The following is a 21147-nucleotide window of genomic DNA, read 5'->3' as shown; positions in this document are numbered from 1 at the left end:
CTGTCCCGCTACCTCGCCGTAGTTGTCGTGCAGACCGGACTGGACCGATGGGGTCCCTGGAGAATCCTGGGAAAATCGTCGGGTATCGACTCAGCTTGTTGGGCATTCTGGGGTAGTGAACACAGACCTCTCCGCCGAGGAACCGCTCGAAGACGCACTCCTTACCACCCCCGCCAGTCCGCAGGTGATCGCGCAAGGGTTGGAGGCCGATGGGTATCACCTGGGCATCTCGGCCTATTGCTGGGGTTATCCGCTCGTTCGGATGGAGCGGCTCGCCCGGATGTACACGGATGTTTCAGGTGGTGTACCACCGACGAGCTACCGTGCGCCGATCAACACGATCGGTTGGGCACGCGAACTCGCCACCCCGTCGGCCAAAGACATGCCCACCGCGAACAACGACACCTTGTACATGAGTGCCATGCTGGCGCTCGACGCACCGATGGTGTTATCGGTTCCCGATACCGCGGATCGCTACTACGTCATCAACGTCTTCAACATGTGGCAGGAACTGGAGCACTACATCGGGCGACGGACCACCGGCACGACAGCGGCTCGCTACGTGCTGGTGCCCCCCGGCTGGAGCGGGCCAGTCCCCACAGGCGCTACGCGCCTCGATGTCTCGACCACCAAAGTCTGGCTCTGGGGGCGTCTGCAATTCACCCAAGGTGAACCTGTCGGACCTGTCCATGACCTTCAGGACCAGTTCACCCTGCAATCGGTGAGCGGGAACTCCACTGCGCCCGAACTGCCTCCGATGCCGTCACCGGCCGGTGACGATCTAGACTTCCTCCGACAGCTGGCGTTCGCGCTGGCATCGAACGAGGTCAAGCCGGCCGACGAAGCGCTGTTCGCGCAATTCGCCCGAATTGGCCTGACAGCACAGGGTTTTGACCCGGCCAGACTCTCGAACGAAGCGCGGCAAGGTGTCGTCCGCGCACTGGCCGACGGACCAGCGGCGGCGATCTCGTCAATCGCCAGCACGGGAACCGTGCGTAACGGCTGGAACTGGGTCACCGGCCTGGACAGCTTCGGCTTCAATTATCCGATGCGCGCGTTGGTGGCCGGTCCGTACCTGGGCGGCAACGGCGAACGTGAAGCCATGTATCCGCTTCGCTACACCGACGCTGACGGCGACACGCTCAACGGTGCCAACAAGTACGAAGTGAAGATGAATCAGCAGCCGCCGGTAGAGGCGTTCTGGTCACTGACGATGTACAACGCGGCGGACAAAATGCTTGTCGAGAACCCGATCCAGCGCTACAAAGTCGGCACCGACACACCGGATCTGACGGTGGCGGCCGACGGGTCGGTCACCATCGCAATCCAACACGAGCAACCCGACCCGGCTTTGAACGTGAATTGGCTTCCCGCCCCATCAGGGGACTTCTATGTCATTCTGCGCCTCTACCAGCCGAGCGACTCCATTCTCGACGGCAGCTACCAGCTACCTCAGGTTGTGAAAGTCCGATGACTGGGGACCGAACCAAGCTCCCCATGGATGATCCGGAGTTCACCGGCACGATCGGTAAGACCTATCAGGAGTCCAAGGAGGCGTGGCCGGAGCTGCCGAAGCCGCCCGAGGGCGCACCCAATGTGGTGATCATCCTGCTCGACGACGTGGGGTTCGGCCAGGCCGGTACTTTCGGCGGGCCGGTGCCAACGCCGGCGCTGGACGAGCTGGCGGCAAACGGCCTGAAATACAACAGGTTTCACACCACCGCGATCTGCGGCCCGTCGAGGGCGGCGCTGTTGACGGGTCGCAACCATCACAACTGCGGTTCGGGATTCCTCGCAGAGTGGGCGACCGGATTCCCGAGCTACACCTCCATGATGCCGAAATCCACCGCAACGATCGGCAAGATACTCAAGGAAAACGGCTACAACACCTCGTGGTTCGGCAAGAATCACAACACCCCGGACTGGGAATCGAGCGTGGTGGGCCCGTTCGACCGGTGGCCAACCGGGCTGGGCTTCGACTACTTCTACGGGTTCATCGGCGGCGAGACGCATCAGTACTACCCGGTGCTGTTCGAAAATACGGTGGCCGTGGAACCGTCGAAGTCTCCCGAAGAGGGCTACCACTTCATGACCGATCTGACCGACAGGGCGATCGGTTGGCTGCGCTACAGCAAGTCGGTCAACCCCGACAAACCGGCGTTCATATACTTCGCTCCGGGCGCGATGCATGCGCCGCATCATGTCCGCCCGGAGTGGCGAGAACGGTTCAAGGGGCAGTTCGACAAGGGCTGGGACGTCGTGCGCGAGGAGACCGTTGCCCGCCAGAAGGACCTCGGCGTAATCCCGCCCGACGCCGAGAACACACCGCGGCCGGACTGGTGCCCGGCCTGGGAGTCACTGAGCGCCGACGAAAAACGGCTGTATGCGCGGTTCATGGAGAACTACGCGGGCTACATGGCGTTCACCGACCACGAGATCGGCCGCCTGCTCACCGCGATCCGCGCGCTACCCGACGCGGAGAACACCATGGTGATCTACATCGTCGGCGACAACGGCGCCAGCTCCGAAGGCGGCTTGACCGGCACGATCAACGAGATCATGAACCTCAACGGCATCCCGTCCACGCTCGAGGAGAACCTCGCCCGCATCGACGACATAGGCAATCCCGATACCGAGCCGCACTATCCACTCGGATGGGCATGGGCCGGCAACGCCCCATTCCAGTGGGTCAAGCAGGTGGCAAGTCATCTCGGCGGCAGCAGAAACCCGATGGTGGTGTCCTGGCCCGCCCAGATCAACGACCACGGCGCCGTCCGCTCCCAGTTCACCCATCTCATCGATCTGGTGCCGACAATTCTTGACGCCGCAGGCATTCCGGCGCCTGACACCGTCAACGGCATTGAGCAGAAGCCGATGGACGGAGTAACGATCCGCTCGACGTTCGACAGCGCCGATGCCCGCCCGGTCCGGCAACGCCAGTACTTCGAGATCTTCACCAACCGCGCCATCTACGACAACGGCTGGATCGCGTGCGCGCAACACACCTTCCCGTGGCGGCAGGACTACGCGCCCGGTCACTGGGAGAACGATCGGTGGGAGCTCTACCACCTCGACGAGGATTTCAGCGAGAACCACGACCTGGCCAACGAGCATCCGGACAAGCTCGAAGAACTCAAGAAGCTGTTCGACGAAGAGGCCGAGAAGTACGGCGTGTATCCGTTCGACGATCGCGGGGCCGCTCGGATCGCCGTCCCCAAACCGCCGCCGGGGGGCGCCGACCCGAACCGCCGTCAGTTCACCTACTACCCGGGCGCCATCCGGCTTCCCGAGAACGCGTCGCCCAATACCAAGAACCGCTCGCACCGCATCACCGCGCACATCGCCGAGCGCGGCGACGGTGTGCTGGTGGCTGCCGGTGGGACATCGGCCGGCTATGTCATGTATGTCAAGGACGGGAAGCCGCACTACGAATACAACTGGTTCGACCGCGAACGGACGAAGGTCGCGGGCGGTGATCCGCTCCCGGAAGGCGAGTCGACCGTGACGATGTCGTTCCTCTACGACGGCGGCGGTGGCGGACTGGGCGGCGACGCGATCCTGTCGGTCAACGGAATGGAGGTGGACCGCAAACGCATCGAACACACGGTGGCCGGACGTTTCGGTATCGACACCTTCGGCGTCGGCATGGACACCGGCGCACCGGTCAGCAAGGACTACAAACCGCCCTTCGGCTACACCGGAACGATCGACCGCATCGATATCGAAATCGGCGAACCCGGTCTCTCACCCGAGGAGGAAGCCAAGCTGCACGCGCGCTTCAACGCCGGAAAGGACTACTGACGTTCGTTCATTGCGTTGATGCCGATCGCCAATTATCCCGCAGCACGGTCGGATTCGATCCGTACCAACGTCGGCACGCCCGGGTGAGTACGCTGTGCTCGGCATATCCGAGTTCGCGGGCCAGATGCGAGAGTGTCATGTTGGTATCGCGGAGGTAGCGCTGGGCCATCTCGCGGCGCACATCGTCGACGATGGCGACGAACGTCGTTCCCTCCGCGGCCAATCGTCGCTGTAATGTCTTGGGGTGCAGTCGAAATTGCTGCGCGACAACGTCTTGGGTAGCGGCTCCGGTTGGTAGCAGCTGACGTGTCAGCGCGCGGACCGCCGTCTTCATTTCGCCGTCACGGGTATCCATCATCGAATCCAGATAGGTAAGCACTGCGCGGTGGGACACTTCGTCCTGGGTCAACGATCGCCCGAGGTCGGCGGACGGGAAGGTGAGACCGGCACCGCGCTCACCGAAACGGGGGGCGCACGAGAAGTACCGCAAGTACTCGTCTTGTGGTGTCAGCGGCTGATGCGGTAGGTCAACGGCGATGGGCGCGTAAGAGGATCCGAGCAGAAAGCGCAGCACCCGGAGCATGACGCCGAGGGACAGTTCGGTCACCTGCGGATGCGCCGGCGGATGGGCGATCAATACCTTGAACTGCAAGAAACACAGCTCCTTGTCCGCCAGCGGAAGGATCTGTGCCGAGATCGCCGGACTGTAAGCGGCTAGGTAGTGCTCGAAAATGCCAAACGCGTCGGCAACTGTCTGCGGGGTTCGCGCGGCGACACCCACGGCTCCGAGGATGTCGATGCCCTGCCGCCGCGCCAGTCGTCGCCCGAAGTCCGCAGCGCCGGTCGCCGCTGCCGCCGCCTCCATTGCATCGATCAGCGCCAGGTAGGTGATGAACGAATCGAACTGACCGACTTGGCCGGGCAGGATGCCGGCGCGGCGCAGAAGCGTGTCCGGTTCGCCGCCGAGTTCGCCGACCAATTCGCGATATCCGGTCAACGACGTGCCGCGGATCACGGACATGTCCTCCACTGTCAAGACAGTGTCCTCTGGTGTCAAGTCCGGCGTCGGCAGATCAGGGCAACCTGGATCACAACAGCCCCGCAGCGAAAGGAAGCTCATATGACTCTCATGACCGCCCCTGCCCCCGCGAGCACGTCGTCGGGCGCGCCTCTGCCGCTCGTGGCCCTGCCGCAGGGCGAGCTGCTGACCGTCAACGAGAACGACAACCCGTTGATCCGCGATGCGCTCGGCCCGGGCGTGCACTTCAAGCCGCTGCGGCTCGACATGGAAAACGGCGTATGGGTGGTGCTGGCGACCTTCGCGCCAGGCGCGAAGATCCCGCTGCACTATCACACCGGCGTTGTCGACGCATACACGCTCAGCGGCTGCTGGTACTACCTGGAGTATTCCGATCAGAAGCAAACCGCGGGCTCTTACCTGTTCGAGCCCGGCGCGTCGGTGCACACCCTCGTGTGCCCGGAATCCAACACCGAAGACACCGTCGTCCTGTTCCGTGTCGACGGTGCCAACGTCAACTTCAACGGCGACGGCACCTTCCATTCGATCCTGGACGCCGCCCTGATCACCCATCTCACCGGCGCGCTGTCGGCGGAGCAGGGACTCCACAAGGTCAGCTATGTCGGCGGTGGCGCGGCCGGAATCATGGCCAAGGACGCCTGATGTCGCCCACCGCAGACACCGGCCGCCCGGCGCCCTCGCTGGCCAATCGCAAGGTCCTCATCACCGGAGGCAACGGCTTCATTGCCCGCGCCGTGGCCGAGCGGTTAGGTGCCCTGGGCGCCGAGGTCGTCGGTCTCGATCTGACGGCCGATCCGACGCGCGGCGTGGTGGCCGGTGACGTCACCAAACCGGAGCAGTGGTCCGCGGCTCTGGATGGCGTCGACACCGTCATTCACACCGCGGCCCTGCTGGGCGCGGCGTACTCGCTCGATCAGTCCTGGCATGTCAACGTGCTCGGCACCAGCCGGGTCCTGCGGGCTTCGATCGACGCCGGCGTGCGTCGGTTCGTGCATTTCTCGTCGGTCGCCGCATACGGCTTCGACTTCCCCGATGACGTCGACGAAACCTACCCGGTGCACGTGAACGGTGACGTGTACACCGATACGAAGGTCAACTCCGAGGCCGTGGTGCTGGCTGCGCACGCGGCGAAGGAGATCGACGTGACCGTGATCCGGCCCGGCGACGTTTGGGGTCCGGGATCGGTGTGGGTGCGATCGCCGATCGCGGAGATGCGCAAACCAACCGGATTCCCATTGCCCGACAGCGGAAACGGCATCTTCTCGCCGGTCTACATCGACAACTTCGTCGACGGCCTGGTCCTCGTCATCGCTTCCGACGAATCGGTGGGCCAGGTGTTCAACATCGGTGACGGCGTGGGCGTTCGGTGTGCCGATTTCTTCGGCCGGTTGGCGACCATGAGCGGCGGTACGGTCCGCACCCTGCCGATGGCGGTCGCAGCGCCGTTGGCGGATGCGGTCGGATCGGTTCTGCGCCGGCTGGGTCAGAAGACCGACCTGTCGGCGGGCACCATGTGGCTGCTCAATCGGCCCGGCACCTATTCCATCGAGAAGGCCCAGAAAATGCTCGGTTACCGGCCGCTGGTCTCGATGGATGAGGGCATGGAACGCGTCGCAGAATGGGTTCGGGCCGAGGGGCTTGTCGGCGGCTGAGTCGTGCAGGCCACCGATAGCTGACTCGCCGATCGTCCTGTTTGAGACACGCCCCGGTGCGGTCGCCATACGATCGGGTGATGGCCGAACCACATCCGGACAGCGTTGAATCTGTGGTCGAGGATCGGCGAGGCGGACTCTCTCGCCGGGAAGCGCTGCGCCGCTTGGGTATTCTCGGCATGAGCGGCACCGCGGCCGTTTCGTTGCTGGCTGCCTGCGACAGCACCGGCGACCCCTCGCCGGAACCCACGCCGGGCGCTGGGCCACCATCCGGTGAATGGCCGGACCGCACCAGGCTGCCCATCCCCGCGCACCAGGACATCGGCAAGATAGACCGGACCGTGGAGGGGTCCGACCCGATCGAATGGCCCAGGGAAGTCACGGCTCCAGAGGGAGCCCCCAACGTCCTGTTGGTCATGACCGACGACGTCGGGTTCGGCGCCAGTGAAGTGTTCGGCGGCCCGATACCCACCCCGACATACGCACGGTTGGCGCAAAACGGGCTGCGATACAACCGCTTTCACACCACCGCGTTGTGCTCGCCGTCACGCGCGGCATTGCTGACCGGCCGCAATCACCATGTGGCGGCGACCGGCATCATCATGGAGTTCTCCACTCCGTTCCCCGGCTATCACAGCATCGTGTCCAAAAGCGTCGGTACGCTGGGAGAAATTCTCACCGGAAACGGTTACGGCACATCGTGGTTCGGGAAGAATCACAACGTGCCGGACTGGCTGACCACGCCGGCCGGGCCGTTTAACTTGTGGCCGTCGGGCCTGGGTTTCGAGTATTTCTACGGATTCCTCGGTGCCGACGCGCATCAATTCCGTCCGGCTGTCTACGAGAACAACTTGCCGGTCGACCCGTATCTCGGCCGCGAGGACACGTACCACTTCGACGCCGATATGGCCGACCATGCCATTCAATGGATGCGGCGCCAGAAGGCCGTCAACCCTGATAAACCGTTCTTCGCGTACTACACGCCGGGCACCGCACACGCCCCGCACCATGCTCCGCCGGATTGGATCGAGCGGTTCAAAGGCAAGTTCGACCATGGCTGGGATCGTCAGCGGGAGATGACCTATCAGAAGCAGAAGGAAATCGGGGTGATCCCGCCCGATGCCGTGCTCAACGAGACCCCACCCGACTACAGGCGTTGGGACGACCTGTCGCCGGACATGAAGCGGGTTTGCGCCCGGCAAATGGAGTGCTATGCCGCGGCTCTCGCACACTGTGACCATCAGATCGGGCGGGTGGTGGACGCGATCGAGGAGCTCGGCGAACTCGACAACACCCTGATCATCTACATCCAGGGCGACAACGGTTGCAGCGCAGAGGATGCGTCCGGACGGGGGATGACCAGCGAGATCGTCACCATCGGCAACGGGATCGACGACCGCGACGACTTCATGGTGCAGAACATCAACGAGTTCGGCGGGCGGTGGTTCCAGAACCACTTCTCCCACGGCTGGGCGCACGCCCTGAACTCTCCGTATCAGTGGGACAAGAAGATTGCCTCACATCTCGGCGGCACCCGCACCTCGATGGTGGTGTCCTGGCCGGCGCGCATCAAAGACCGCGGCGGGTTGCGTTCGCAGTTCACTCACATCACCGACATCGCCCCGACCATCTTGGAAGCCGCCAAACTGCCCATGCCGGCAAGCATCGACGGTATCGAGCAGGTGCCACTCAACGGGTCGAGCCTGATCCCGTCCTTCGACAAAGCGGACGCCGAAGAGCACCACCGCACCCAGTACTTCGAGGTGATCGCCAATCAGGGCATCTATCACGACGGCTGGATGGCCAACACCGCGCCCAAGCGGTTGCCGTGGGTGAGCCGAGGGCCGTCCACCAAGGACCCGTACGAAGAATACGAGTGGCAGCTCTACAACCTGGATGAGGATTTCTCGCAGTCCAGGAACCTCGCCGCCGACAATCCCGACAAACTCCAAGAACTGCGAACGTTGTTCCTGGACGAGGCATCCAAGAACCAAGTGCTGCCGCTCGACGACCGCTACCTGGAGCGGGTGGCACCCGAAAACCGTCCGCAACACAACAAGGGTCGCAACGTCTATACCTATTTCCCCGGCGCCACCCGCATCACCGAGGGAATGGCGCCCAACATGAAGAACACCTCATACTCCATCACCGGGACCATCACCGTTCCCCCCACCGGTGCCGAAGGGATGATCGTCACCCAGGGTGGCTGGTTCGGCGGTAACGCGTTGTATCTGCTCGAGGGCAAACCGGTGTTCGCCTATGCGCGTTCGCATTACCCGGAGCACAAGTACAAGGTCGAGGCGCCCGCTGCGCTGACCCCGGGAAAGCACGACATTCGCGTCGATTTCGTTTGGGACGGGGGCGACCCCGGCAGCGGCGGCACCGCCAACCTCTTCGTCGACAATGCACAGGTTGCCTCCGGACGCATCGACCAGACCATCCCGGTACGCGTGTCCGCCGACGAGACCTTCGACGTCGGCGAGGACAGCGGCACTCCGGTCAACCGTGACTATGACGTGCCGTTCCGATTCTCCGGAGAACTTCACAAGGTCGTCGTCGAACTCAAACCGGCGAAACGCTGAGCTGCGTCCACGCCAGATCGTCGACGCCAGGCAAAGTCATCGGTGCCGACTCGCACAGGGAGCAGTCGGTACTGCCATATGAATGTTTCGCCCCTGGCGTAAAGCGGGCATATGACAGCCATCGAACCCGAACCTGCGCAGGAACCGAGGACTCCACGAGGGCGGTTCATGTCCCGGATCAGCATCCAGTCCAAGCTGCTGGTCATGATGCTGGTGATCAGTGTCTTGTCGGCCGCCGTGGTGGGATTCATCGGCTATCAGTCCGGACGCGAATCATTGCGCGACTCCGTGTTCGACCGGCTCACCCAGATTCGCGGTTCGCAAGCTCGCCACCTGGAGGCGACGGTTGGGAACCTGATGAACTCCCTGGCGGTCTACACCCGCGGGGGCACCGCCGAGGACGCGATGGGTGCGTTCAGGGCGGGATTCGCTGAACTCAATGACGCGCGTATCAGCCCGGCTCAGCAGCAGGCCATCGTGGATTACTACACCGAAACTCTCGCGGCGCCCGATGGTCATGCCGGCGGCGCCGAGGTCGACGTCGAAACTCTGCTTCCGGAATCGAATGCGCAGCGGTACCTGCAGGCGCATTACACCGTCCGGGCCAACGACAGGGCCGCCGCCATCAATCAGGACGACGCCCGCGACGGCAGTGCGTGGTCGGCGGCCAACGCCAGGTTCAACGAATTCTTCCGGGTGATGGTCACGCGATTCCAGTTCGAGGACGCCCTGCTCATCGACGACGCTGGCAACGTCGTCTACTCGGCCTACAAAGGCACCGACCTCGGTACCAACATCCTTGATGGCCCGTATCGCGGTAGCAACCTGACCGATGCGTACGAGGAGGCGCTGAAATCCAACGCGCTCGATCACGTTGCCGTCAGCGACTTCGGCGACTATCAGCCCTCGGACGAGCCAGCCGCCTGGATGGTCTCGCCGGTCGGTCCGGCGACGAACATCCAGGGTGTCCTCGCCCTGCAACTGCCCATCTCCAAGCTCAACCAGGTGACGACTTTCGGTCAGCAATGGGAGGCGGCAGGTCTGGGCCGGACCGGCGAGACGGTCATCGTCGGACCCGACAACCTGATGCGGTCGGACGCTCGGGTGTTCCTCGAGGACCGTGATGCGTACCGCCGCGACGTCGTCGCGGCCGGTACGCCGGTGGACGTCGCCGAACAGGCGATCCGGCAGAACGGCACCACGCTGGTACAGCCGACTACCTCCGATGCGGCCGAACGCGCCCTGCAGGGTCAACACGGGACGCTGATCGACACCGACTACACGGGTAGCGAGACCCTGCAGGCTTACGCACCGGTCGACTTGCCGGGGCTCGATTGGTCCATCGTGGCCAAGATCGACACCGAGGAGGCCTTCGTCCCGGTTGCGGCGTTCACTCGGACACTGGTGTTGTCGACCGCGGTGATCATATTTGTGGTCTGTATCGCCGCGATGCTGCTGGCACGGATTTTCGTGGGTCCCATACGCCGACTCGAGGGCGGCGCGCGGCGGATCAGTGCAGGCGACTACGACGTCGCCCTGCCCGTCATCTCGCGCGACGAATTCGGCGATCTCACGCATGCCTTCAACGAGATGAGCCGCAACTTGCGGATCAAGGAGGACCTGCTGACCGAGCAGCGGCGCGAGAACGACCGGCTACTGCTGTCACTGATGCCCGAGAAGGTGGTGGAACGCTACCGCGAGGGTGAGGAGACGATCGCCCTGGACCACCGGGACGTCACGGTGATCTTCGCCGACATCGTCGGCTTGGATGTACTCACAAAGGATCTGACGTCCGAGGAAGCTCTGTCCATCGTCAATCGGCTGGTGCGGGAGTTCGACGCGGCGGCCGAGAACCTCGGCGTGGAGAAGGTCCGCACGCTGCACAACGGCTACCTGGCCAGCTGCGGACTCAACGTGCCGCGCCTGGACAACGTCCGGCGAACGGTTGAGTTCGCCGTTGAGCTGCAGCACATCATCGATCGGTTCAACCTCGAGACTGGTAATCGCCTCCAGCTGCGTGCGGGCATAGATGCGGGCACAGTGACCAGCGGGCTGGTGGGTCGAACCAGCCTCGCTTACGACATGTGGGGCGCTGCGGTCAACCTCGCTTACCAGGTGCAGAGCGGCTTCTCACAACCAGGCGTGTACGTCACGACCCAGGTGTTCGAGACGATGCGGGACTCGACACAGTTCACCGCCGCGGGTGAAATCAAGGTGGACGGTCGCAGCGAGCATGTCTGGCGACTTTCGGAGCGACAGTGATGGACGGCGTGTTCTCGGCGCCGTGGTTCTGGTGGGCCGTCGTCATCGCGGTCGGATTGCCGCTGGCCTTGGTATGCCTCACCGAACTCCACAACGCGCTGGCTCGCCGGCGAAGTTATCTCGCCCGGCCGGTGAACCTGATCCGCAACTACGTACTGCCGCTGGGTGCGTTGCTGTTACTTCTGGTCAAGGCAACCGAGGTGGCGACCGAGGCCACCACCGTGCGGATCGTCGCGACAGGGCTCGGGTTCGTCGTACTGGTGCTGTTGCTCTCCGGGCTCAACGCCACCGTGTTCCAAGGCGCGCCGGAAGGAAGCTGGCGCCAGCGGGTGCCGTCGATCTTCCTCGAGGTCGCCCGCTTCGTGGTGATCGCGCTCGGCATCGCGCTCATCTTCGCCTGGATCTGGGGCGCCAACGTCGGCGGGCTGTTCGCTGCGCTCGGCGTCGGATCCATCGTCTTGGGTTTGGTTCTGCAGAACTCCGTCGGCCAGATCATCGCCGGGCTGCTGGTGCTGTTCGAGCAGCCGTTTCAACTGGGCGACCTGGTGGCCACCCGGTGGCTTCCGGGCGGCCGGGTGGTCGAAGTCAACTGGCGGGCAACCCATCTCGAGTCCGGCAATGGCGTATACGTACTTCCCAACTCGCTACTCGCGACGGAATGGTTCATCAACCTGAGCCTGCCGCGCGACGGTCGCTCGACGGAAGTGGTCACCGTCTTTTCCCCGAACGACTCCCCCGACCAGGTATGCGCGGTGTTGGCGCGGGTGGCTGAACTGCTCCCGCAACTGCGACCCGGCGCGGTGCCCGAAGTCACCAAGGGCGCGGGCGGCGAGTACACGACGACGATTCCGTTGCGCAGCGCGGGCAACGACGTCGCAGCGCGGTCGACCTATCTGCGCTGGCTGTGGTACGCGGCCCGGCGAGCCGAGCTGCACCTCGATGACGCGGACGACGGATACCCCGACCAGGAGCTGCAGGAGGATGCATTGACCGTGCTGGGGCAGGCGTTGCGGATCGGGCGCACCGACCAGCAGCTGCTGCTCCCGTTCATGCGCATCGTGCGGTACGGGACCGATGAAACCCTGCAGTTCCCCGGCGAGGTGCCCAGACATATGACGTTTGTGGTGAGCGGCCGCGTACGCCTTACCGCAACCACCGACGACAACGCGACTGTCGGAGTTCGCACCCTGGATCGGGGCGACTACCTTGGCCAGACGATGCTGACTCGCGAGCCGGTGCTCGCCACCGCCAGAGCGCTCGAGGAAGTCACCGCCGTAGAGGTGGAACGCGAACACATCGAGGCACTCGCGCGTCGAAAGCCGCTGCTGTTGCAGGATATTGGCCGCGCCATCGAGGAGCGTAAGGCCATGGTCCGGCGAGCGCTCGCTGCGGCCGGCGACAAGGGCGCACAGTCTGCTGCGGCGGACGCCCCGACACGATGAGGTCGCTCTGTAGATCGGGACTTCCTGTGTGATCCGGAAGCTATTGGTTGAGCCGGACGGGCTGACCCGCGACGCTCTCGAGTGGCAGACCGCGTGTGTCGTTGGCGACCGGCTGGATGTCCACGTGCGGCGCTCCACCGTTGGGTCGCGCCGCGGGTGTAGCGCGTACCGCATCTTGGGCCCCAAGTTGCGGGGTCGCCTTTTCCAAGAACCGCAGCAGTTCGACGGGAAAGGGCAGCACCAGCGTGGAGTTCTTCTCGGCGGCCACCTCGACGACGGTTTGCAACAGCCGCAGCTGCAGAGCGGCCGGGTGCTCGGCCATCACCTCCGCTGCCTGGGCCAGCTTCTCCGATGCCTGCATTTCGCCATCGGCGGTGATGATTCGCGCCCGTCTCTCACGCTCGGCTTCCGCTTGGCGTGACATCGACCGCTTCATCGAATCGGGTAGCACCACGTCCTTGATTTCGACGCGGTCAATGTGCACTCCCCAGTGGAGCGCGGGGCTGTCGATCATCAACTCCAAGCCCTGATTGAGGTGTTCACGATCAGACAGCAGATCGTCCAGGTCACTCTTGCCGATGATCGACCGCAGCGACGTCTGTGCGACCTGACCGATGGCCGACATGTAGTCCTGTACGTCGACGGCCACGCGCACCGGATCGGCGACATTGAAGTAGATGACGGCGTCCACTCGCACCGTCACGTTGTCGCGTGTGATGCCGTCTTGGGCGGGGACGGGCATCGTGACGATCTGCATGTTGACCTTTTCGAGGCGGTCAGCGACCGGCATCAGCATCGTCAATCCGGGTGCGCGCACGTCGGTTTGAACCCGGCCGAATCGGAAGACAACACCTCGTTCATATTGTTTGACGATGCGCAGATTGGTCGCCAGCAAAAGCAGACCCAACCCCACCGCGGCGGCCAGTGCGTAGAAGACCATCATTGTTCTCTCCTCTTCCGCCCGGGCCCAGCTGTCGGTATTCGTCGGTGGATTCGGGCTGTCTTGATGGAACGTCAGGCCGCTCGACAGGGCGGTGTCACGACGGTCGATGGGAGCGTCGAGAGTATGTCGGCGCACGGCAGCGGCGCTCGCCGCCGGGTCCGAACTTCGGCCTCGGTCAAGATGCGTGGCCCTAGTAGCAGCAGACCTGTGATCGCGGCGGCAGCGAGTAACGCTCTGCCCCTTGCCGGTTGACGGAGGTTAACCGTGAGCGGGGGCTTCTCAGAGCTGAACAGCCGAACCAAATCCGGGTTTTCCCACCGCAGTCGACGCTCGATCGCGCGCAGCGCACGGCGTTCGTCTTCACTGATCATGCTGCACCTCCTGCGGTCCACCGATGCCGACACTGCGCGTACCGCCCAGGTGGCGCAATGCTCCCCCTTCAGACTCCCAACGCTGGTGTGCCAACAGCGCGAGTCGGCGATCCTGCGCGTGCTGCGGCCCGATTCCCAGCAATTCGTCGGGAGTCGACACGTTGCCGAGCGTCGACGCCGTCATCACCGCCGTGTACGCGCGAGCCGGATTTGTGTAGGGGGGAACGACCAGCAGCACGAGTGCACCAAAGGCCTCGCCGATCATCGACACTGTGTTGGCCGAAGAGGAGCTGGCGCGCTCGAGATTGATGCTGCAGTCTTCGACCTCGATGCGCATCGCCGCTGACGCCCAACTGGTTCCGTCGAATATGACCCGGTCGACGAGACCGATCTGCGGCGAAAGGGCTGCAAGCAGATGCGGAAGTTCGGTGTGCAGTTGATCGGTCCGAGGCCACCAGGCGCCCTGCACAAATCCGCCGTGATCGTGGGCCGGCTTCATCCGCAAGCGGAGATATCCGGTTCCCGCTCGGCGCGAGCGCACGTCCTGCTTTGACCGGGGCGACGCGGACAAGCCACGGACGGTCATTCGTTCTACCCCTCCCCGTTGAGAAGCTACTGATAATATAAAGGAATTATATCCGTTAAATATAAGAAAGGGTAAGGGTCCGGGTGGACGAGGAGACAGTCTCCACGACCGTGGCGGAGCGGCGAGATCACTTGCCGCGCAACCACCAACGTGAACGGGTGCTTCAAATGGTGCGCAAGCATGGCGCCGCGATCGATGCCGCAGAGCTAGCTGCGCAGTTGCAGGTTCACGTAACGACCGTGCGGTTCCACCTGAACGCGTTGTGCGAGGCTGGAGCGATCGAACGCACGCGGATGTACCGGGACGGTGTCGGTCGTCCCCGCACCGGGTACCGTGCCGTCGCAGAACGCCTCGACTATCGGACTCTCGCCGAGATCCTCGCGATGGAATTGGGAGAGACGGTGGAGACCCGCGCGAGGCGTGCCCAGCGCGCCGGACAGCGCTGGGCCGCTCGAGTCGCCGCGTCTCAGAGTGAAGTCGCTGCCGCCCAGAACAAAACGGATGAATCGGAAGTGGATGACCCGCTGGACCGAGGAGCGGTACTTGCCACCGAAATATTCAACCGCATGGGTTTCGAGCCAGAACTGGCCGCGGAATCCGAACCGATGGCATCCCTGTCTGCGACCAGTGAACAGATGGTGGGCCGGGAGCGCGTCATCCGCCTACACGCCTGCCCGGTAAGGGATTTGGCCCGAGCTCACCCCGAGGTGGGTTGCAGGGTTCATCTGGGGGTGCTGCAGGGACTGCTCGACCACGCCGCGGCCGCTGCCGGAGAAGCCGATGCGCATGAACAGGGACTGACTGCCAGGCTCGATCCGTTCGTCGAGCCGGAACTCTGCCTCGCCAGGTTGGGGGCTTTACGACCGTCCACCTGATTACCGGCCAGCCGGGTCGGTGGCTGCCATCTTGGCGCTGCGCGAAAGGCGCTGATCGATTAGATCCGACAACGGCACCCCGGGATCGGCCAACTTCGATGGGTCGGGTTGCGTTTTGGAGCGCACCAGCGCCTCGATGTCGTCGGCAACGTCCCAGGTGTTGACGTTCATGCCGGCCAGAATCCTTCCGGCCTTCAGCCAGAAGGCGATGAACTCGCCGCTCGCGACATCGCCACGGAAGACGACCGAGTCGTAACCGTTGCGCGGCACATAGCCCGAATACTCCATGCCGCTGTCGTACTGGTCGGAGAAGAAATAGGGCAGCTTGTCGTACGAGTCGTGGGCACCCATCATGTTCGCAGCTGCTACAGGCCCCTGGTTGAGGGCGGCCGACCAGTGCTCGAGTCGCAGGTGGGTGCCCAACCACGGGTAGTACGTGTTGGCGACGTCGCCCGCGGCGAATACGTCGGGGTCAGTGGTGGCCAGATGTTCGTCGACGACGACGCCGTTGTCGATCGCTAGCCTGGCCGACGCGGCCAGTTCGATATTGGGGGCGATGCCGATGCCGATCACGACCGCGTCTGCCTGCACGACTTCGCCGTCGGCCAGGCGCACGCCGGTCACCGTATCCGCGCCGATGATCTCGGCCACGCCCGTACTCGGCCGCAACTCGACTTCGTTCGCACGGTGCAGAGCCGCATACGTTTCGGCCACCTCCGCGCCGAGCACGCCCAGTAACGGCAGCGGTTCCCGTTCGATGAGAGTCACGTGGCAACCGGCGGCCCGGGCGGCGGCGGCCGTCTCCAGGCCGATCCACCCGGCGCCGATGATCGCTACCCGCTGCGCCGAGGCGAACGCTGCCTGCAAGGCCTCGCTGTCGGCGACTCTGCGCAGATAATGCACACCCGCAAGGTCTGCACCGGGCACATCAAGCCGTCGGGGCGAGGAACCGGTGGCCAGCAGCAACTTGTTGTAGCCGAGCTTGTCTCCGGATGCTGTACTCACTTCGTGCGCAGCGCAGTCGATTTCGGTAACACGGGTGCCCAGGCGCAGGTCGACGTCGTGCTCGGTGTGCCACTGCGCGGGATGGATGTAGATCTTTTCCCGCTCGGTGTTGCCCAGTAGGTACCCCTTCGACAGAGGCGGTCGGTCATACGGGCGGTCGTCTTCTTCGCCGATGAGAACGATCCTTCCACCGAAACCATTGGTGCGCAGCGCCTCTGCGGCCTTCGCTCCGGCCAGTCCGGCGCCCACGATGATAAAAGTCTGCTGTGCGCTCACGTTCATCTCCTCCTCGCTGCAGCGCACCGGATCAAAGCTGCGTCAGTTGACGTGCTTTGTCGCGCAAGGTGTCTAGAAGATCGGCGAATGACCGATGGAAGCCTGCGACACCTTCGTCTTCGAGTGAGTGCCCGACGTCGTCCATGTCCACGCCGACAACGCGCAGGTCATGCATGACACGGGTCGCCTCGGCGATACCGGTGTCGAGGGTCCGCGTGACGGTGCCGTGGTCCTCGAATGCGGCGATGGTGGTCTCGGCCATCGTGTTGATCGTGTCGGGGCCGATGAGGCTGTCGACGTACAGGGTGTCGGGATAGTCGGGGTTCTTCGTCGACGTCGATGCCCATAGCGGCGGTTGCAGGTGAGCCCCGGACGCGGCGAGTTTCTCCCATCGCGGGCCGGCGAATCGGTCGCGGAACATCCGGTAGGCCAGGCGCGCCTGGGCAATGCCGGCCCTACCGCGCAATGCCATGGCGTCCGCGCCGGCGAACGCCTCCAGTCGGTGATCGACCTCTGTGTCGACACGGCTGACGAAGAAGGACGCGACACTGCGAACCGCCGCGAGATCGCCACCGCGATCGGCAAGCGCTTCCACGCCCCGCAGATAGGCCTCGATCACTTGCTCATAGCGAGACAGGGAGAAGATCAGGGTGACGTTTATGCTCAGGCCCCGCCCGATCAAAGCTGTGATCGCAGGAATGCCCTCTGCGGTGGCAGGGATCTTCACCAGAAGGTTGGGGCGGTCGATGCGCTCATGCAGTCGGGCGGCGGCGGCGACCGTGGCCACCGTTTCCCGGGCTAACTCCGGGGCGACTTCGATCGACACGAAACCATCACTGCCGACCGAATTGTCGTAGGTCGGACGCAACACCGCCAGGGCATCGGTGACGTCCTGCACCGCCAGTTCCCAATAGGCATCCTCGACCGAACAGCCGGCCTCGGCGAGCGCGCAGAACTGCTCGTCATACAGTTCGGAGGCCTGGATGGCTCTCGCCAAGATGGTCGGATTGGCCGTCACCCCGCGTATCCCGGCAGCGACGAAGTCGGCCAATGTGCCGTCGCGAAGATATCCACGGGTGAGGTTGTCGAGCCACGGGCTTTGCCGCTGCTCGGTAAGGAGCCGCTCGAGCCGTGTCGTGGTCATAACCAAACTCTAACACCAAAAAGTATTGACAAATAGGTGCGAGCGGCAGAATCTAAAACTAGTTTCGTTTGGTTCTACAACGAAGTTGGTCCTACAACGAAGTGGCGACGCCCCGCCCGGGCGCAGCGTCTCGCGGAAGGAAACCGCCATGCACTCCAGCGCCGCGCTGCAACTCGTGCATCCCTCTCCCGAGAGGGATCTGGCTGCCGCCGAAGCAGCCGCGACCGCATTCTTGAGCGCCCTCGGAATTTCACTTGATTCAGAGAGTCTCGCGGGCACACCCGGACGGATGGCGCGCGCCTATGCGGAACTGTTCACCCCTCGGAGCTTTGACCTGACCACCTTTCCCAACGACGAGCGATACGACGAACTCGTCATCTCCCGCAACCTGCCCGTGCGATCGGTGTGCGAGCACCACATGTTGCCGTTTGTCGGTATAGCGCACATCGGGTATCTACCGGGCGAACGCATCATCGGGCTATCAAAGCTGGCCCGCGTCGCCGAACACTTCGCCTGCCGCCCGCAATGCCAGGAACGGCTGACCAAACAGATCGCCGATTGGCTCGATAACGAGCTCCAGCCCCGCGGTGTCGGAGTAGTCATCGAAGCCGAGCACAGCTGCATGACCCTGCGCGGCGTTCACGCCGCCGGATCGGCAACCATCACTTCCACACTGCTGGGGGCCTTGCGGGAAGATCTTCGATCACGCCAGGAGTTCTTCGCACTCGCCGGCACCCACGCTCGACCATGAGGGAATAGAGAACTGTCAGGAACCGACCGACGACGGCGCCGTCTCAACGATTCTGCGGCGGCGCGGGATTCGCAGACGCTGCAAAGTTCGCTCCGACCGTGGGCGGACGACCCCCCGCAGCCGTGACGCGATCAGCTGTCGCGGACGCCGGCTCGGACTGGGATGAGCGACGAAGACCCGGCCACCGTCGGGGTCACAGCCCTCAACGAACGACATCTCGTTCTCGGTGTACTGATAGGTGTCCTGATCGTGGACCCGCAGACGTCCGGCCAGCCGCTCGAATTCGGCTTCGCTGTCGGTGGCCCACATGAGGTACTGAACTCCGAGTGAGGCGAGTGGGGGCCGCCGCGGTTGGCCCGTCGAGTGCAGATATATCTGAAACCCGTCCGGCGTCAACAGCAGAGCCGTGTTTTCCTCGTGGATGGCGACACTGCAGGAGAACACATCGCGGTAGAAGTTGACCGACCGCTCCAGTTCAGCCACCCGAATCAGAGCCGATGCAACCGTTGCCCCATTTGTTGCCGGTTGAGGTTCGGTACCCATGGACTTACCCATCTATTTAGAGGACGTTTATCCTTTATATTAGCACTTTAGCTGGGCGAGTGAGACTTCCGGCCGATGTGAGATTCGGCGCGCATCCGATCGGACATGTGCGGATAGTGCAATTCGAAAGCCGGTCGCTCCGAGCGAATCCTGGGTAATTCGATGAAGTTGTGCCGTGGCGGTGGACAGGTGGTGGCCCATTCCAGGGAGCTGCCGTAGCCCCACGGGTCGTCGACGACGACGACCTCGCCATAGCGGTAGCTCTTAAAGACGTTCCAGATGAACGGCAGCATGGAAGCGCCGAGCGTGAACGCCCCGATGGTCGACACGATGTTCAGCGTGGTGAATCCGTCGGTGGACAGATAGTCGGCGTAGCGACGCGGCATACCTTCGTTACCCAGCCAGTGCTGCACCAAGAAGGTGGTGTGGAATCCGATGAACGTCAGCCAGAAGTGCAGCTTCCCCAGCCGCTCATCGAGCAGGCGGCCTGTCATCTTCGGGAACCAGAAGTAGATGCCGGCGAAGGTCGCGAAAACGATTGTGCCGAACAGCACGTAGTGGAAGTGCGCGACCAGGAAGTAGGTGTCGGTGACGTGGAAGTCGATCGGCGGGCTGGCCAGCATGACGCCGGACAGTCCCCCCAGTAGAAAGGTGAGCATGAAGCCGACCGAGAACAACATTGGAGTCTCGAACGTCAACTGCCCGTGCCACATCGTGCCGATCCAGTTGAAGAACTTGATCCCGGTGGGAACCGCAATCAGATACGACATGAACGAGAAGAAGGGTAGAAGTACGGCACCGGTGGCGAACATGTGGTGGGCCCAGACGGCGGTCGAAAGGGCTGCGATGCTCACGGTCGCGTACACCATGGTGGTGTAGCCGAAGACCGGTTTGCGGCTGAACACCGGAACGATTTCGGTGATGATGCCGAAGAACGGGATCGCGACGATGTAGACCTCGGGGTGGCCGAAGAACCAGAACAGGTGCTGCCACAGGATCGCTCCACCGTTGGCCGCGTCGTATATGTGAGCACCCAGGTGCCGGTCGACCGCCAAGCCGAGCAGCGCGGCGGTCAACAGCGGGAATGCGATGAGGATCATGATGCTCGTGACCAGGATGTTCCAGGTGAAGATCGGCATCCGAAACATCGTCATCCCCGGTGCGCGCATGCAAACCACGGTGGTGATCATGTTGACCGCGCCCAGGATGGTCCCCAAACCGGCGATGGCCAGGCCCATGATCCACAGATCGGCGCCTGCGCCGGGCGAATGCAAAGCGTCGCTGAGCGGGCTGTAGGCGGTCCACCCGAAGTCAGCCGCCCCGCCAGGGGTGATGAAACCAGCTACAGTGATCAGTGCGCCGAACAGATAGAGCCAGTAGCTGAGCGCGTTCAACCGCGGGAACGCCACGTCGGGCGCCCCAATTTGAAGCGGCAGAATGCAATTGGCGAATCCGAACACGACCGGCGTCGCATACAGCAACAGCATGATCGTGCCGTGCATGGTGAATAGCTGGTTGTACTGCTCGTTGGAAAGGAACTGCAACCCCGGCGCGGTCAACTCCGAGCGCATAAGCAGCGCCATCAAACCGCCGGCCAAGAAGAAGCCGACCGAGGTGGCGGTGTACATGATTCCCAGCAGCTTCGGGTCTGTGGTAGTCACCATCCGGTATACGAACGAACCCTTGACTCCTCCTCGGGGCGGGAATGGCCGGGGCGGTGTCAGTTCGACGACCGTAATCACGTCGCCGCCGGAAGGACACGGTGATGGGCGATCTCGTGCGCCATCTGCGCCACCTCCCGCGATCAGTTCACCGATTTAAATGACTATAGCCCTTTAAATTATCTTGGGTAAGAGCGCAGGTGCCACGGCGGGA

At 63.5% G+C, this 21147-nt stretch carries 17 protein-coding genes; 9 read left to right on the top strand and 8 right to left on the bottom strand.

All coding sequences use genetic code 11. The features are described from left to right. The first annotated feature begins 184 nt into the window (after positions 1-184). The gene (locus tag G6N18_RS17495) at positions 185-1474 is read left to right on the top strand and encodes a DUF1254 domain-containing protein (protein WP_197931642.1); all 1290 of its coding nucleotides are present in this window, start codon (positions 185-187) and stop codon (positions 1472-1474) included. 23 nt (positions 1475-1497) lie between these two features. Next, complete coding sequence (locus G6N18_RS17490) at positions 1498-3801, top strand: arylsulfatase (protein WP_244960059.1); 2304 nt, start codon at positions 1498-1500, stop codon at positions 3799-3801. A 7-nt stretch (positions 3802-3808) separates the two neighbouring features. Here G6N18_RS17490 and G6N18_RS17485 read toward each other — a convergent pair whose 3' ends face one another. Continuing rightward, entirely contained in the window at positions 3809-4822 is a 1014-nt protein-coding gene (locus G6N18_RS17485; protein ID WP_083000500.1) for an AraC family transcriptional regulator, read from the bottom strand. Between the two features lie 99 nt (positions 4823-4921). Here G6N18_RS17485 and G6N18_RS17480 point away from each other — a divergent pair, with 99 nt between their 5' ends. The 5 genes from G6N18_RS17480 (at position 4922) to G6N18_RS17460 (ending at position 12778) form a co-directional block, all read left to right on the top strand. Next, entirely contained in the window at positions 4922-5482 is a 561-nt protein-coding gene (locus G6N18_RS17480; protein ID WP_083000409.1) for a 2,4'-dihydroxyacetophenone dioxygenase family protein, read from the top strand. Further along, positions 5482-6492, top strand: coding sequence for an NAD-dependent epimerase/dehydratase family protein (locus tag G6N18_RS17475; protein WP_083000411.1), 1011 nt, complete (start codon positions 5482-5484; stop codon positions 6490-6492). Before G6N18_RS17480 ends, G6N18_RS17475 begins: the two co-directional genes overlap by 1 nt. 80 nt (positions 6493-6572) lie before the next feature. Next, positions 6573-9074, top strand: coding sequence for an arylsulfatase (locus G6N18_RS17470; protein ID WP_083000501.1), 2502 nt, complete (start codon positions 6573-6575; stop codon positions 9072-9074). 111 nt (positions 9075-9185) lie between these two features. Next, positions 9186-11336: an adenylate/guanylate cyclase domain-containing protein gene (locus G6N18_RS17465; protein WP_083000413.1), complete on the top strand. Its 2151-nt coding sequence runs from the start codon at positions 9186-9188 to the stop codon at positions 11334-11336. After that, complete coding sequence (locus tag G6N18_RS17460; protein WP_083000414.1) at positions 11336-12778, top strand: mechanosensitive ion channel family protein; 1443 nt, start codon at positions 11336-11338, stop codon at positions 12776-12778. Before G6N18_RS17465 ends, G6N18_RS17460 begins: the two co-directional genes overlap by 1 nt. Before the next feature lie 40 nt (positions 12779-12818). Here G6N18_RS17460 and G6N18_RS17455 read toward each other — a convergent pair whose 3' ends face one another. The 3 genes from G6N18_RS17455 to G6N18_RS17445 form a co-directional block, all read right to left on the bottom strand. After that, the gene (locus tag G6N18_RS17455) at positions 12819-13718 is read right to left on the bottom strand and encodes an SPFH domain-containing protein (protein WP_179962445.1); all 900 of its coding nucleotides are present in this window, start codon (positions 13716-13718) and stop codon (positions 12819-12821) included. Positions 13719-13792: 74 nt separating this feature from the next. Beyond that, positions 13793-14092, bottom strand: a complete 300-nt coding sequence (locus G6N18_RS24925; protein WP_083000418.1) for a DUF3040 domain-containing protein — start codon at positions 14090-14092, stop codon at positions 13793-13795. Beyond that, positions 14082-14591: a DUF5994 family protein gene (locus tag G6N18_RS17445; protein ID WP_234806110.1), complete on the bottom strand. Its 510-nt coding sequence runs from the start codon at positions 14589-14591 to the stop codon at positions 14082-14084. The genes G6N18_RS24925 and G6N18_RS17445 overlap by 11 nt, the downstream gene beginning before the upstream one ends. Positions 14592-14845: 254 nt before the next feature. Between G6N18_RS17445 and G6N18_RS17440 the strand changes: the two genes are divergently transcribed. After that, positions 14846-15553: a helix-turn-helix transcriptional regulator gene (locus G6N18_RS17440; protein ID WP_083000505.1), complete on the top strand. Its 708-nt coding sequence runs from the start codon at positions 14846-14848 to the stop codon at positions 15551-15553. On the opposite strand, the gene G6N18_RS17435 is transcribed toward G6N18_RS17440, so the two are convergent. Further along, a complete protein-coding gene (locus G6N18_RS17435; RefSeq protein WP_234806104.1) occupies positions 15554-16834 on the bottom strand; it encodes an NAD(P)/FAD-dependent oxidoreductase in 1281 nt (426 codons plus the stop codon). It abuts the gene before it with no gap. 31 nt (positions 16835-16865) lie between these two features. Continuing rightward, complete coding sequence (gene tal, locus G6N18_RS17430; RefSeq protein WP_083000419.1) at positions 16866-17978, bottom strand: transaldolase; 1113 nt, start codon at positions 17976-17978, stop codon at positions 16866-16868. Positions 17979-18126: 148 nt separating this feature from the next. Here tal and folE point away from each other — a divergent pair, with 148 nt between their 5' ends. Further along, positions 18127-18729, top strand: coding sequence for a GTP cyclohydrolase I (gene folE / locus G6N18_RS17425; protein ID WP_067219396.1), 603 nt, complete (start codon positions 18127-18129; stop codon positions 18727-18729). 15 nt (positions 18730-18744) lie between these two features. On the opposite strand, the gene G6N18_RS17420 is transcribed toward folE, so the two are convergent. Then, positions 18745-19212, bottom strand: a complete 468-nt coding sequence (locus tag G6N18_RS17420) for a VOC family protein (protein ID WP_067219394.1) — start codon at positions 19210-19212, stop codon at positions 18745-18747. Between the two features lie 107 nt (positions 19213-19319). Next, positions 19320-21014 (bottom strand): aa3-type cytochrome oxidase subunit I, encoded by a 1695-nt coding sequence (gene ctaD, locus G6N18_RS17415; RefSeq protein WP_067219389.1) that lies wholly within the window; start codon positions 21012-21014, stop codon positions 19320-19322. Positions 21015-21147 lie beyond the last annotated feature (133 nt).

This window comes from Mycolicibacterium celeriflavum, from assembly GCF_010731795.1.
Classification (GTDB): domain Bacteria; phylum Actinomycetota; class Actinomycetes; order Mycobacteriales; family Mycobacteriaceae; genus Mycobacterium; species Mycobacterium celeriflavum.
The sequence above is the reverse complement of the archived record's forward strand: the minus strand, read 5'-3'. Positions and strand labels throughout refer to the sequence as shown.